A 13,705-nucleotide genomic window follows, 5' to 3' on the forward strand; every position below is an offset into this window, starting at 1 on the left:
CTGGTGCGTTCCTGATACGCGCTGCACCGTAGGGAGACGTGGGTCACGCCTGAAAGACCCCGGACGTGGACTTGCGCTCAACAGTCGAGTGATGCGATGAGCGGTAGGGATGCTGAGACGAAGTGCCGTTCGGGTGACGAACCTCACCGATAACCGGATAGGTGGGTTTAACTTCACCCGATCGAGACCTTTTCCTCTCTATGTGTGATCAGCCCGTGCCGCCGAACGGGCGCGTGAGCACCCGACCGAGGGCACCCGCGCACAACACGAACCCCACGGCCGCCGCACAGGCCCAGCCGGTCCCCGTGGCGAAGAACACACCGCCCAGGACCACCACGCCCAGTGAACCACCCAACTGTTGCGCCGTGTTGATCAACCCCGAAGCCGCGCCCACCTCCGCCGGCCCGACCAGGTCCAGCGCGGCGGTGAAGAACGGCGCGGTGAACGCCCCCGCCCCCAGCCCGCACAGCGCCAGCGCCACCGGCAGCGGACCGGCCGCCACCAGCACCAACCCCGCCGTCAACACGCCCAGGCCCCACCCGACGACCCGCGTGCCGAAGCGCGGCACCAACCACGCCCCGGCGGCCCACGACGCCAGCGCCAACCCGCCCGACCACGGCAGCAGCGCCACGGCGGCGGTCAGCACGTCGGTGTCCAGCCCCAGCACCACCACCAGCGGCAACCCCGCCACCACCGCGAAGAACGCCGCCACGCAGCCCAGCGCCGCCAGGAACCGCGATCGGACGGCCAGCCGCAGCACCGGTGCCGGCCGACCGTCCACCCGGTCCTCCACCAGCCACGGCACCGCCGCCAGCACGGCCAGCCCCAGCGGCACGTTGACCAGGAACGCCGCCCGCCACGACCACGCCGCCGTCACCAGCCCGCCCAGCACCGGCCCGCCGACCGCCGCCAGCCCCATCACCGGCCCGATCGCGCCGAGCGCCCGTGCCCGCTCGCCGCCGGAGAACATGGCCCTGATCAGCCCCAACGTCTGCGGCACCACCAGCGCGGCGGACGCGCCCTGCACGACCCGCCACGCGATCAGCGCGTCCGCCGACCACGCCGCCGCGCACCCCAGCGAGGCGAGGGTGAACACCGCGATCCCGAGCCGGAACACCCGCCGCCGCCCGTGGACGTCCCCCAGCCGCCCGCCGGCCACCAGCAGCAGGGCGAACGGCAGCGTGAACGCGACCGCGAACCACTGCACGTCCGAGTCGGGTCCGGGCAGGTCGGCGTGCACGACGGGCGCGGCGACCTGGGTGATCGTCGCATCGAGCAGGTTCATCGCCTCGGCGGTGAGCAGCGCGGCGAGCCCGGCCCACCGGTACTTGGTCTCCATGCCGCAGACCGTCCCCGAACGGCCCAACCCGTTCCACCCACCGGAGTGGATCTGAAGAAATCTTCCACAACCTCCCGCTAGAGTGCGGATTTGTGCTGGACGACCTGGACCGCGCCCTGGTGCACGCGCTGCACGTCAACGGCCGCGCCCCGTTCAACTGGATCGCCGCGGTGCTCGGCGTGTCCACGCAGACGGTCATCCGCCGCTACCGCAGGCTGCGCGCCGAAGCGGGGCTGCGGGTGGTCGGCCTGCCCGACCCGGCCCGGACCGGCGAGACCCGGTGGCTCACCCGCGTGACCGCGAGCCCCGCGACCGCCCGTGACATCGCCGAGTCGCTGGCCCGGCGCGAGGACACGTCGTGGGTCAAGCTCGCGTCCGGCGGCACCGAGATCTTCACGGTGGTCACCGGCGATTCGCTGCTGCTCCAGGACATCCCGCGCGCGGCGAGCATCACGGCCGTGTCCGCGCACCTGGTCCTGCACACCTACCTGGGCGGCCCGACGGCGTGGCACGGCCGCGCGAAAGCCCTGACCCCGGAGCAGATCGCCGCGCTGTCCCCGCCGCGCACGGAGGACGAAAACCGTTCCCCGGCCGACACCGACGCCCCGCTGCTCGCCGCGCTCAAGAAGGACGGCCGCATCGGTCAGGCCGCGCTCGCCGAAGCCACCGGGTGGTCACCGGTCACCGTCGCCCGGCGGCTCAACGCCCTCCAGGCCGCCGGCGCGATCTTCTTCGACGTCCAGGTCGACGCCCGGCTGTTCGGCGCGACCACGCACGCGATGCTGTGGATGTCCGTCGCACCCGCGCACCTCGACGCCGTGGCCAAGACCCTCGCCAAGCACGAAGAACTGGCGTTCGTCGCCGCCACCACCGGCCCGACCAACCTGTGCGCGCAAGCCCTGTGCCCGACCCCGGCCGCCCTGCACAAGTACCTGACGGAACAACTCGGGACGCTGGAGCACGTGCACGCCATCGAGACGTCCCCGGTGCTGCGGACCGTCAAAGCCCTCGATTGACTTCCGCGCGCTTCTCGTCCTCCGCCGGTCCGAAGCGCTGCACGTCCCGGTCGCGCATGAACCCCAGCGGGTCGGGGGCGTGCAGGCGCAGCAGGATCTGGTTCACGTCGTCCGGCCGCCGGCGCCCGGTCAGCTTGCTGATCATGACCATGGTCAGGAACGCCGCCGGCACCGTCACCAGCGCCGGCTGCGAGGACAGCGCGGGCGGCACCCAACCCGACAGCGTGCTCACCACGTTCACCGCCAGCGCCGTCAGCACCAGCCCGCCGCCGACCAGCATGCCCGCCATCGCGCCCACCCAGGTCAGGCCGCGCCACCAGATGCCCAGCAGCAGCAACGGGCAGAACGTCGAGGCCGCCAGCGCGAACGACATCGCCACGGTCAGCGACGCGTCACCGCGCGGCAGCAGCAGCGCCAAGCCGATCGCCACCGCGCCGGTCAGCACCGTCGCCCACCGGAAGTCGCGCACCTTGCCGGGCAGGATGTCGGTGGACACCACGCCCGCCACGCTCACCACGAGCCCCGACGACGTGGACAGGAACGCCGCGAACGCCCCCGCCGCCACGACCGCGCCGAGCACCTGACCCAGCAGGTTCGGCTGCATCGTCTCGGGCAGCAGGAGCACCGCCGCGTCGGTCTTGCCGGTCACCAGCAGCTGCGGCAGGTACTGGCGGGAGATCACCCCCAGCACCGTCGGGAACAGGTAGAACAGCCCCAGCAGGTACATCACGTGCAGCGCCGTGCGGCGGGCGGCCCGGCCGTCGGGGTTGGTGTAGAAGCGGACCAGCACGTGCGGCAGGCCCATGGTGCCCAGGAACGTGGCGAAGATCAGCGAGTAGGTCTCGAACAGCCCGCCCAGGCCACCGGTCTGCGGCCGGAGCCACTGCTCGTTGCCGGTCGGCGAGCCCTCCACGACCGGGACCGGCGAGCCCTTCGCGAAGCGCAGCTCGGTGTGCTTGCCGAGCGTGTAGGTGCCGACGTCCCAGTAGGCGTGGCCGTTGGCGGGCGCGCCGTTGACCGTGCCGGTCACGGTCAGCTCCATCGGCTCCGCGACCCGCACCCGCACCTGCTCGGCGGTGGTCACCTCGACGTCCTGGTGGAACCGCAGCACCCCGCCCTCGTCCACGCCCTGCGCCCCGTTGCCCGGACCCGCCAGGAACACCGTGAACAGCACGAACGTGGGCGCGGCGATGGCGAACAGCTTGCCCCAGTACTGGAAGGCCTGCACCAGCGTGATCGCGCGCATCCCGCCGCCCAGGACGTTCACCGCGACGATCACGGTCACCGCCACCGCGCCCAGCCACGCGGGCAGCCCGGTGATCGTGTTCAGCGTCAACCCGGCGGACTGCAGCTGCGGCACCAGGTACAGCACGCCGATGCAGATCACGAAGAACGTGCAGAACCGGCGCAGGTTCGTCGACCCCAGCCGCGCCTCGGCGAAGTCCGGCAGCGTGTACGCGCCCGACCGGCGCAGCGGGGCGGCGACGAACAGCATCATCGCGAGGTAGCCCGCGGTGAAGCCGATCGGGTACCACAGCGCGTCGATGCCGTCCTTGAGCACCAAGCCCGCCACGCCCAGGAACGACGCCGCCGACAGGTACTCGCCGGAGATCGCGGCGGCGTTGCGGGTCGCCGGGATGGCCCGCCGGGCGACCAGGAAGTCCGGTGTCGTGTTGGCGCGTCGGGAACCCACGTAGCCCAGCAGGAAGGTCAGCGCCGCGACGACGACGACCAGCCCGAGGCTCCACAGGTTCCCGATCACCGGTCCACCGAGTTGACGAAGTCGTGCTCGTGGCTCTCGGCGAGTCTCCGGTAGGCGTAGCCCACCCCGTACAGCAGCGGGAACGGCAGCAGGCCCAGCAGCAGCCACGGCAGCCGCACGCCCAGCAGCTCGACGGCGGAGAGCCCCGGCAGCAGGTAGAACAGCACGGGCAGGGACGCCAGCAGCAGCAGCGTGCCGCCGCCGAGCAGGAACGCGGCCTTGAGCTGCTGCTTGATCAGGTCGCGGATCAGCTTCTCGCCGACGCTGGTCTGCTCCTCCAGCTCGATGATCGTGCGCAGCACCCGGCCGCGGCCCCGCGGGTCGGCCAGCACGACCCGCCGGCGGCGGTTCTTGCGCGCCGACACGGCCGTCCAGGCGTCCCGCTCCCCTGGCTGCGGCTGGTCCGGCTGGCCCGGCGGCCCGGAGTGCCTGCTCATCCCCAGCTGCTCTTGGGGGGTCGCACGATCCGCTCCTTCAGCTCACGGGTGTGCCGCCGGCTGACCGGCAGCTCCTTCGCGGTCTCGCCGGAGCCGATCACCACGGCGTAGCCGTTGGACGTCATCCGCAGCTCGGTCACCAGCGGCAGCGCCACCAGGAACGACCGGTGGATGCGCACGAACCCCGCGTTCTCCCACCGCTCCTCCAACTGGGCCAGCGGGATGCGCACGAGGTGGCTCTGGCCGTCGTTGGTGTGCAGGCGCGCGTAGTCGCCTTGCGCTTCGACGTACCGGACGGTGGCTCGGGGCACGAGCTTGATGGTGCCACCCAACTCGACCGGGATGACCTCTTCGTCGGCGGGTTCCTGCGGCGCGGGCTCGGGTTGGGCGGCCGGCGTCGCCGAGACCCGGTCCACGACGCGGGAGATCGCCTTGTTGATGCGGTCCTCGTTGATCGGCTTGGTGACGAAGTCCAGCGCGCCGACCTCGAACGCCACGACCGCCTCGGAGTGCTCCACGCCGGTCACGAACACCAGCGCGGGCGGCGCGCGGAACGCGCCGAGCACCCGGGCGAGGTCGGTGCCCGACAACCCGGGCATGTTGATGTCGGCGAACACGGCGTCGACCGGCGGACGGCCCGCGCGGGTGCGGTCCATCACCTCGACGTCGTAGTCACCCCGGAGGATGCGCAGGGCCTCGGCCGCGTCGAAGGCGGTGAGCACGCGGCGGATGTGCGGGCTGCTCTCGAGCAGGTACTTGATCTCGCTCAGACCGGGCGCCTCGTCGTCCACCGCCAGAACGAGGAGGCCGGCGTTGTCCTGGGTACTCACTGTGCCGCGCATCTTGCCCAGTCGCGAGGGGTCGTGTCTACGCGGGGTGGCGGGTGTCGACCCCTCAATGACCTGGGTGAACGTTCACAAGCCGAATCGCGACCAGCGGGCCCGCTCTTCCAGCGCCGCCAAGCCGTCCAGCAGGAAGTCCCCCGATCGGGTGGCGCTGCCGGCGAGCCCGAGGCGGGCGAGCAGGGGCCGGCGGGGCTCGGCGACGGTCACGTCCGCGTCCGGGTACCGCTTCGCGACCACGCCGCGCAGCGTGCCGACGCCGTCCACCAGGCCCAGTTCAGCGGCCTTGGCCCCGGTCCACACCTCACCGGAGAACAGGTCGACCGAGTCGCTCAGCTTCGACCCGCGGCGCTCCCGCACCCAGTCGACGAACTGCCCGTGCAACTCCTCGTGCAGCCCGCGCAACCACTCGACGTCCTCGGGCTTCTCCGGCCGGAACGGGTCGAGCCGGACCTTGTGCTCCCCGGCCGTGTAGACCCGCCGCTCGACACCGTGGCGCTCCAGCAGCCCGTTGAGCCCGAACCCGGCGCTCACCACCCCGATCGACCCGACCAGCGAGGTCCCGTGCGCGTAGATCTCGTCCGCCGCGCACGCCAGCCAGTACCCGCCGGACGCGGCCACGTCCTCGCAGAACGCCAGCACCGGCACCCGCTTCTTGGCGGCCAGCTCCCGGATCCGCTCGGCCACCAGGGCGGACTGCGTCGGCGCACCACCGGGCGAGTTGACCAGCAGGGCGACCGCCACGAGCCGGTCGTGGTCGAACGCCCGGGTCAGGGCGCTCTCGACGTTCTGCAGGTTGATCGTGTTGCGGGCCATCGGCGACGGCGAGGGCGTGATGACCCCGTGCAACCGCACCGCGGCCACCACCGGCCCGCGATCGGCGCGGTCGGCGACGATCTTCGGCAACCGGGCGGCGATCTTGTCGGTCACGCTCATGCCCCCGACCTTACGTGTGGCCGAGCTCCCGCGTGGTAGAGCTAACATCGGTCGGTGACGTTCAACCCGATCCGTTGGCTGGAGCGGTACGTCGAGTGGTGGGACGAGCGCGGCCGCCGGAACGCGGACGGCCCGACACCCATGCACATCTACTGGATGTGGATCATCTGGGCCGTGGTCGCGGTGATGACCTTCACCACCTTGGCCGTCGCGGCGACCTGACCCGCGCCCACAGGCCACCTCCCCGCGCCGCAGGCGCGCTGCTTTTCCTGTTGGCTGCCAGCCACAGGAAGGGCCTCGGTTTCTTCCCCCGTACGGCCTGGGCGCAGCCCAACCACGCTTTGGCCCTGTTTGCAACCACGCTTCACCGGTTGCAAACAGGGCCAAAGCGTGGTTGCCTCCGGCAGGCCGTACGGGGGAAGGAACCGACGCCCTTCCACCCCCCGGGGGCCTGCCGCGCGGCGAGCGCCGCTTTTGATCTCGCGCTAAGCGCGGACCACCGGCTGTTCAGCGGTTTCGTCCAGCTTCGGGGGCATCAGGGGCAGGTTCGTGCGCACCCCCGGCGAGTACTTCGGCACCTTCAGGATGATCTTCATCCCGGCGTCCGGCGCGGTCTCCACGACAAGGGCGTAGTCGTCGCCGAACACCGCGCGCATCCGGTGGTTGATGTTGCCCAGCCCCACGTGCGCGCCCGTCTGGTGGGCGTCCTTCAGGTCCTCGAACAACCGGTCCGGGTCCATGCCCACGCCGTCGTCCTCCACCGAGATCAGGGCCTCCGCCCCGTTGTCCTCGGCGATGATGGTCAGCAGCCCGCCGCCCGGCTTCTTCGCCAGCCCGTGCCGCACGGCGTTCTCCACCAGCGGCTGCAACACCAGGAACGGCAGCACGACCTGCAGCACCTCCGGCGCGATCTTGAGCCGGACGTTCAACCTCGCCCCGTACCGCGCCTGCTCGATGGTCAGGTAGCGGTGGATGTTGGTCAGCTCGTCGGCCAGGGTCGTGAAGAATCCGTCGGTGCGGAACGAGTACCGGGTGAACTCCGCGAACTCCTGCAGCAGCTCCCGCGCGTGCGCCGGGTCGGTGCGGATCAGCGACGAGATCGTGTTCAGCGCGTTGTAGACGAAGTGCGGCGAGATCTGCGCCCGCAGCGCCTTCACCTCGGCCTGCGCCAGCGCCTGCCGGGACTTCTGGAGCACCTCCAGCTCCAACTGCGTGGACACGAACCGCGCCGTCTCCTCGGCCATCCGGATCTGGCGCTTGTTCGCCACGCCGCTGACGACGATCAGCGTGCCCGCGACCTCGGACTCCACGATCAGCGGCACGATCACCGCCGAGTGCAGCGAGCACGGGCCGGGCAGCTCGCAGTCCAGCTTCCGGTGCTCGACGTGCTCCTTGTGCACCTCGCCGATCGCGCGCTCGATGAAGGGCACCAGGAACTCGTAGTGGTCGTTGGCGCCGCCGTCCCAGGACAGCAGGGTGCCCTCGTGGTCGGTGATGCCGACCGCGACGCACCTCAGCATCTCGCGCAGGTGCGGGGTCGCCTTGTCGGCGGCCTCCTGGGTCAGCCCCTCGCGCAGGTCGGCGGACGCCTTGGACATCCGGTGCAGCATGTCCATCACGGCGTCTTCGACGGAGGTGCTCACCCTGCGGGCGCGGCACAGCATCACGAAGAGGCCCAAGACGGCCAGGGTCGCGATGACACCGAGGACCGCGCGCTCGGTCAGGAGGTCACGCACGGCGTCCATGCTGTTCCGTGTTGTGCCCTCTCGGCAAGGGGGCGCGCACCGGATCGGGTAGACATCCGATGAATATCGGGTCAGAGTGTGCCCCGTGGAGAAGGTCGCCCTGTTCGCTACTTGCCTCACGGACACGCTGTACCCGGCGACGGCCCGCGCGACCGTGCGGCTGCTGGAGCGGCTCGGGCTGACCGTGGAGTTCCCGCTCGACCAGACGTGCTGCGGCCAGATGCACTTCAACACCGGCTACCGCGATCACGCCGCTGACCTGGCGGTTCGGTTCGCCTCGATGTTCTCCGGGTACGACGCGGTGGTGGTGCCGTCGGGGTCGTGCGCGGGCATGGTCCGGCACGTCCAGCCCGACCTGGGCGCGGCACCGCCACCCACCTACGAGCTGTCCGAATTCCTCGTGGACGTGCTCCAGGTGACCGACGTGGGTGCATACTTCCCCCATCGGGTGACCTACCATCCGACCTGTCACTCTCTGCGCATGTTGGGCGTGGGCGACAAACCCCTCGCGCTGCTCCGGCAGGTTCGGGGTCTCGAACTCGTGGAGCTGCCCCAGGCCGACTCGTGCTGCGGGTTCGGCGGCACGTTCGCGGTGAAGAACGCCGACACGTCCACCGCCATGCTCGCCGACAAGATGCGCTGCGTGCTCGACACGGGCGCGGAAGTGCTGACGGCCGGCGACAACTCGTGTCTGATGCACATCGGCGGCGGCCTGTCCCGGCTGCGCACCGGCGTCCGCCCGGTCCACCTGGCGGAGGTCCTGGCGAGCACGGAGGAGGAGCCTTGGGCACCCGCAACCCGGTGACCTGGCTGGGCAGCCCCACGTTCCCGGAGGCGGCCCGCACCGCCCTCGCCGACACCCAGCTGCGCCGCAACCTGCGCAACGCCACCACGACCATCCGCGGCCGACGCGCCCAGGCGGTCGGGGAGCTGCCCGACTGGGAACGGCTGCGCCGCGCCGGCGAGGCGATCAAGGACGACGTCCTGCACCACCTCGACCGCTACCTGGAGCAGCTCGAAGCCGCCGTCACCGCGCGCGGCGGGGTCGTGCACTGGGCGCGGGACGCCGCCGAGGCCAACGACATCGTGCTGCGGCTGTGCGGCGACGCCCGCGAGGTCGTCAAGGTCAAGTCCATGGCCACCCAGGAGATCGGGCTCAACGAGGCCCTGGCGGCGGCCGGGGTGCACGCCGTGGAGACCGACCTGGCGGAGCTGATCGTGCAGCTCGGCGACGACCGGCCGTCGCACATCCTGGTGCCCGCGATCCACCGCAACCGCAGCGAGATCCGCGAGATCTTCCGCGCCGCCGGCCTGGGCCCCGCCTCCGACGACCCGCGCGTGCTCGCCGAAGCCGCCCGCGCGCACCTGCGGCGCAAGTTCCTGTCGTGCGAGGTGGCGGTGTCCGGCGCGAACTTCGCGGTCGCCGACACCGGTTCCGTGGTGGTGCTGGAGTCCGAGGGCAACGGCCGGATGTGCCTGACGCTGCCGCGCAAGCTGATCACCGTGATGGGGCTGGAGAAGGTCGTGCCGACGTGGCAGGACCTCGAAGTGTTCCTCCAGCTGCTGCCCCGGTCCTCGACGGCCGAGCGGATGAACCCCTACACCTCGACCTGGACCGGCGTGACCCCCGGCGACGGCCCGGAGGAGTTCCACCTGGTGCTGCTGGACAACGGGCGCACCGCGACCCTCGCGGACCCGGTGGGGCGGCAGGCGCTGCGGTGCATCCGGTGCTCGGCGTGCCTCAACGTGTGCCCGGTCTACGAGCGGACCGGCGGCCGGTCCTACGGCTCGGTGTACCCGGGCCCGATCGGCGCGATCCTGACGCCGCAACTGGTCGACGACCCGCACGACGAGCAGGCCGCCTCCCTGCCGTTCGCGTCTTCGTTGTGCGGCGCGTGCTTCGAGGTGTGCCCGGTGCGCATCGACATCCCGTCCGTGCTCACGCACCTGCGCGCGCGGGCCGTGGAGGCGAAGGGGCGCAGTGCCGAGTCGGTCGCGATGGCCGCCGCCGCCTGGGTGTTCGCGTCGGCGTCCCGGTACGAGAAGGCGCAAAAGCTCGGTTCGCTGGCCCGGCTGTTCGCGCACGACGGCCGGATCTCCTGGCTGCCGGGACCGGGCGCGGCGTGGACGTCGTCCCGGGACGCCCCGGTGCCGGCCCGCGAACCGTTCCGCGAGTGGTGGAGGAAGAACCGTGGCTGACGCCCGTGCGGAGATCCTGGGCCGGGTGCGGGCGGCGCTGCGCGACAAGCCGGACACGCCCCCGGTGGTCCGCGACTACGTCCGCACCGGCGACGCTTCCGTCGAACTGCTCGCCGACCGGATCGCGCACTACCGCGCGACCGTCCACGTCGTCACGCCCGACGAGGTGGTGCCGTTGCTCGCGGAGCGCTTGGCGGGCAAGCGGATCGTCGTGCCGGACGGCCTGCCGTGGGACGTGCCGGGCGTGACCGCGCTGCGCGACCCGCTGACCGTCGAGGAGCTGGACCGGGCGGACGGCGTGCTCACCGGGTGCGCGGTGGCGATCGCGCAGACGGGGACGATCGTCCTGGACGGCGGCCCCGGTCAGGGCAGGCGGGCGCTCACCCTGCTCCCCGACCACCACGTGTGCGTGGTGCGGTCCGACCAGATCGCCGGCACCGTGCCCGAGGCCCTGGAACGCCTCGACCCGCTGCGCCCGCTGACCTTCATCAGCGGCCCGTCCGCCACCAGCGACATCGAACTGGACCGAGTGGAGGGCGTCCACGGCCCCCGCCGGCTGGAAGTCCTGGTCGTCACTTGAGCAGGCGCGACAGCCGCCGGTCGGCCAGGGGTTTGCCGCCGGTCTGGCAGGTCGGGCAGTACTGGAACGCCCGGTCGGCGAAGGACACCTCGCGGACCGTGTCGCCGCACACCGGGCACGGCAGGCCGGTGCGCGCGTGCACCCGCAGGCCCGAGCGCTTCTCGCCCTTGAGCCGCGCCGCCGACTGGCCGACCGAGCGGGCCACGGCGTCGTTCAGCACGTCCACGATGGCGACGTGCAGCCGGTCCAGGGCCTCGGCGTTGAGCTTGCCCGCGGTCGCGTAAGGGGACAGCTTCGCGGTGTGCATGATCTCGTCGGAGTACGCGTTGCCGATGCCGGCCATGAGCGTCTGGTCGGTCAACGCGGTCTTCAGGCGTTCCGTGCGCCCCTTGAACAGCTCTTCCAGCCGCTCACGGGACACCGACAGCGCGTCCGGACCCAAACGCGCCACGCCGGGCACGTCGGTCGGGTCGGTGACGATCCACGCCGCCAGGCCCTTCTTCGTGCCCGCCTCGGTCAGGTCGAACCCCGGCCCCTCGCCCGGCGGACCCAGGTGGACGCGCAGCGCCAACGGCCCCTTGCCCGGCTTGGGCGGGGCCACCGACAGGGTGTCCGACCAGCGCAGCCAGCCCGCGCGGGCCAGGTGGACGACCAGGTGCAGGCCGTCGCAGTCCAGGTCCAGGTGCTTGCCGTGCCGGCCGGCGCCGGTCACGGTGCGGCCCTGCAACTCCGTCCACGGCGGGCTGAACGTCTTCAGGACCTGCAACGACGCCACGTCCAGGCGGTGGACGACGCGCCCCACGGCGTGTTCGCGCAGGTGCTCGGCCAGCGCCTCGACCTCGGGTAGTTCCGGCACCGGACCAGTGTCACCCGAACGCCGCGATCAGTCGACCGGTTGCAGCGGGCCCTCCAGGTCCGGCAGCGAGTACATCTCGATCTTGCGCGCCACGTTGGCCATCTCGTTGCGCACGGTCAGGTAGCCGCGCACGGTGCCCACCCAGCGCTCGGGCGGCAGCTCGTCGGTCTTCTTCGACTCCGCCGCCACCAGCCACGGCCGGCGCACCGCCCACCGGGCCGGGAAGAACAGGAACAGCAGCACCAGCGCGAAGATCAGCCAGCCGGGGACGACGACCTCCTCCGGCGTCCACGCGACGAGCACCACGGCCATGACGATGACGATCGCCAGCATGAGCACACCGGGCCCCTGGCCGCCGCTGACGTCGTGCTCGAAGTCGGCGTCCTTCGCCGGGTTGCGCCACTCGATCTGGCTGCGCACCGTCCACATCCGGCCGTCCGCTCCGCGCACCAGCCGCGTCATCGCTTCTCTCCTCGTCAGCGCCTGACCTCCGACGATCTCAACGCTACCGGCAAACCCCTGCATCCAGTGGGTGAACCGGGTGGTCGCGGTTCGTGGTCACGTGGCCTTGAGGCTGGACGAGGTGGGGCTGAGCGTCACCGTGGTGGGTGTCACCGTCGGCGCGGCGGAGGTCGTGCTGACGAACGCCGTCTTGGTCGGCTCGGCGGTGGTCGTCGTGGTCGCGGTGGTCGCCACCGGCTCGTTCGGCGGCTCCTGGAACAGCCGGACCTCGCTGGACGTCGTCGGCGCGCCCGAAGGCACCGGCACCGCCAGGACCTGCTGGGACGAGCTGGTCGGCCGCTCGGTGACGGTCTCGGTCACCACGCTGGTCCGCACCTGGGTGTGGTCGACCCGGTGGACCTGCACCGACGTCGGCGCGGGCGACTCGGCGCTGGTCGGCGCGCCGGTCACGGTGGCGTTCGTCGAGCACAGCGCCAGCACGTTCTCGCCGTCGCTGCCCTGCGGCCCGGTCTGCAGCAGCGCCGGGCCGGGACCACCGGTGAACGCGCCCGCCACCATCCCGAACAGGCCCACGGCGGCGGCCGAAGCCACCCCGGCGAGCACCAGCTTCACCCGTCCGGTGAGCCACGCCGCCTTGCCCAGCACGGCCGGGGCCACCAGGGCGGTCGCCGCGACCGGCACCGCGATCGACGCCGCGTGCGCCCGCAGCGACGAGCACACCTCCGTCAGCTCGGCGTGCAGGGCGTTGCAGGACGAGCAGGTCTGGAGGTGCTTGCGGATGCGCCGCTGCTCGGCGCCCTGCACCCCGCCCGCCGTGTACGTGCCGAGCTTGGACAGCACCGAGCTGCACGCGCGCGGCCCGGAGTCCTCGGCCAGGTGCGCCTGGAGGTACGCGGCGCGCAGCCCCTCCCGCGCCCGGCGGGCCAGCGCGGCCATCGCGTTCGGGCTCAGGCCGAAGCTCGGCGCCACCGCCGCGGGCCGCGCGCCCTCCACCTCGACCTGCCACAGCACGCTGCGCCACCGCTCGGGCAGGCTGGTGAACGCCCGCGAGATCAGGGTGTGCTCGGCCCGGCCGACAGTCGCGTCGGGGAACGGCTCCACCCGGCGGGACAGCTCCTCGTCGTCCACCGGCACGTCCCGGCGGCGCCCGCTCCACTCCCACGCCACCCGGCGCGCGACGGTCAGCAGGTAGGTCCGGACGTGGTCGGTGGGCCCGGTGCCCCGGCGGATGGCCTGGAGGACCCGGAAGAACGCCTCGGCGGTCAGGTCGTCGGCTTCGGCGTGTTCACGGACGTGCCGGAGGGCGAACCGACGAACGGCGTCGGCGTGTCGGCTGAACAGCTCGCCGTAGGCGGTGTCGTCGCCCGCCCTGACCCTGGCGAGCAGTTCCCGGTCGAAATCGGCATCTCCGGCCATCCCGCCCGGCACCTCCCGCCCGCCTTCAGTCGTACCCGGTCAAGATGCCACAGCTGGATCGAACCGCCCCGAAGCGATAGCGAGCCGATACCGAAGACCAGTCGGTCGGCGTAGG

At 71.9% G+C, this 13,705-nt stretch carries 14 protein-coding genes; 5 read left to right on the forward strand and 9 right to left on the reverse strand.

Annotated elements, in window-relative coordinates:
* Positions 1-208: 208 nt before the first annotated feature.
* The gene (locus tag DFJ66_RS23355; RefSeq protein ID WP_121223771.1) at positions 209-1,339 is read right to left on the reverse strand and encodes an MFS transporter; all 1,131 of its coding nucleotides are present in this window, start codon (positions 1,337-1,339) and stop codon (positions 209-211) included.
* 92 nt (positions 1,340-1,431) lie between these two features.
* On the opposite strand from DFJ66_RS23355, the gene DFJ66_RS23360 reads away from it, so the two are divergent.
* Positions 1,432-2,355: an Lrp/AsnC family transcriptional regulator gene (locus DFJ66_RS23360; protein ID WP_121223773.1), complete on the forward strand. Its 924-nt coding sequence runs from the start codon at positions 1,432-1,434 to the stop codon at positions 2,353-2,355.
* Here DFJ66_RS23360 and DFJ66_RS23365 read toward each other — a convergent pair.
* From DFJ66_RS23365 to DFJ66_RS23380, 4 genes are all read right to left on the reverse strand, one after another.
* Positions 2,339-4,117, reverse strand: coding sequence for a sodium/solute symporter (locus tag DFJ66_RS23365; protein ID WP_121223775.1), 1,779 nt, complete (start codon positions 4,115-4,117; stop codon positions 2,339-2,341). The genes DFJ66_RS23360 and DFJ66_RS23365 overlap by 17 nt on opposite strands.
* On the reverse strand, positions 4,114-4,554 hold the full coding sequence (locus DFJ66_RS23370) for a hypothetical protein (protein WP_121223776.1): 441 nt from the start codon (positions 4,552-4,554) through the stop codon (positions 4,114-4,116). Before DFJ66_RS23370 ends, DFJ66_RS23365 begins: the two co-directional genes overlap by 4 nt.
* Positions 4,551-5,396, reverse strand: coding sequence for a LytR/AlgR family response regulator transcription factor (locus tag DFJ66_RS23375; protein WP_121223778.1), 846 nt, complete (start codon positions 5,394-5,396; stop codon positions 4,551-4,553). Before DFJ66_RS23375 ends, DFJ66_RS23370 begins: the two co-directional genes overlap by 4 nt.
* A gap of 72 nt (positions 5,397-5,468) precedes the next feature.
* Positions 5,469-6,332 (reverse strand): S49 family peptidase, encoded by an 864-nt coding sequence (locus DFJ66_RS23380; protein WP_121223780.1) that lies wholly within the window; start codon positions 6,330-6,332, stop codon positions 5,469-5,471.
* A 54-nt stretch (positions 6,333-6,386) separates the two neighbouring features.
* Between DFJ66_RS23380 and DFJ66_RS42905 the strand changes: the two genes are divergently transcribed.
* Complete coding sequence (locus tag DFJ66_RS42905) at positions 6,387-6,554, forward strand: hypothetical protein (protein WP_170199603.1); 168 nt, start codon at positions 6,387-6,389, stop codon at positions 6,552-6,554.
* 263 nt (positions 6,555-6,817) lie between these two features.
* Here DFJ66_RS42905 and DFJ66_RS23385 read toward each other — a convergent pair whose 3' ends face one another.
* On the reverse strand, positions 6,818-8,077 hold the full coding sequence (locus tag DFJ66_RS23385; RefSeq protein WP_121223782.1) for a sensor histidine kinase: 1,260 nt from the start codon (positions 8,075-8,077) through the stop codon (positions 6,818-6,820).
* Between the two features lie 85 nt (positions 8,078-8,162).
* On the opposite strand from DFJ66_RS23385, the gene DFJ66_RS23390 reads away from it, so the two are divergent.
* The 3 genes from DFJ66_RS23390 to DFJ66_RS23400 are packed head-to-tail and all read left to right on the forward strand — an operon-like array spanning position 8,163 to position 10,856.
* On the forward strand, positions 8,163-8,882 hold the full coding sequence (locus DFJ66_RS23390) for a (Fe-S)-binding protein (RefSeq protein ID WP_246029874.1): 720 nt from the start codon (positions 8,163-8,165) through the stop codon (positions 8,880-8,882).
* On the forward strand, positions 8,861-10,276 hold the full coding sequence (locus DFJ66_RS23395) for a LutB/LldF family L-lactate oxidation iron-sulfur protein (protein WP_121223787.1): 1,416 nt from the start codon (positions 8,861-8,863) through the stop codon (positions 10,274-10,276). The genes DFJ66_RS23390 and DFJ66_RS23395 overlap by 22 nt, the downstream gene beginning before the upstream one ends.
* Positions 10,269-10,856, forward strand: coding sequence for a LutC/YkgG family protein (locus DFJ66_RS23400; protein ID WP_121223789.1), 588 nt, complete (start codon positions 10,269-10,271; stop codon positions 10,854-10,856). The genes DFJ66_RS23395 and DFJ66_RS23400 overlap by 8 nt, the downstream gene beginning before the upstream one ends.
* On the opposite strand, the gene DFJ66_RS23405 is transcribed toward DFJ66_RS23400, so the two are convergent.
* The 3 genes from DFJ66_RS23405 to DFJ66_RS23415 all read right to left on the reverse strand — a co-directional run bounded on the left by DFJ66_RS23405 (position 10,849) and on the right by DFJ66_RS23415 (position 13,590).
* Positions 10,849-11,712 (reverse strand): Fpg/Nei family DNA glycosylase, encoded by an 864-nt coding sequence (locus DFJ66_RS23405; RefSeq protein WP_121223792.1) that lies wholly within the window; start codon positions 11,710-11,712, stop codon positions 10,849-10,851. The genes DFJ66_RS23400 and DFJ66_RS23405 overlap by 8 nt on opposite strands.
* A gap of 27 nt (positions 11,713-11,739) precedes the next feature.
* Positions 11,740-12,174 (reverse strand): DUF983 domain-containing protein, encoded by a 435-nt coding sequence (locus tag DFJ66_RS23410; protein ID WP_121223794.1) that lies wholly within the window; start codon positions 12,172-12,174, stop codon positions 11,740-11,742.
* A gap of 96 nt (positions 12,175-12,270) precedes the next feature.
* Positions 12,271-13,590, reverse strand: a complete 1,320-nt coding sequence (locus tag DFJ66_RS23415; RefSeq protein ID WP_121223796.1) for a sigma-70 family RNA polymerase sigma factor — start codon at positions 13,588-13,590, stop codon at positions 12,271-12,273.
* Positions 13,591-13,705 lie beyond the last annotated feature (115 nt).

Origin of the sequence: Saccharothrix variisporea, assembly GCF_003634995.1 — a bacterium.
Lineage (GTDB): Bacteria > Actinomycetota > Actinomycetes > Mycobacteriales > Pseudonocardiaceae > Actinosynnema > Actinosynnema variisporeum.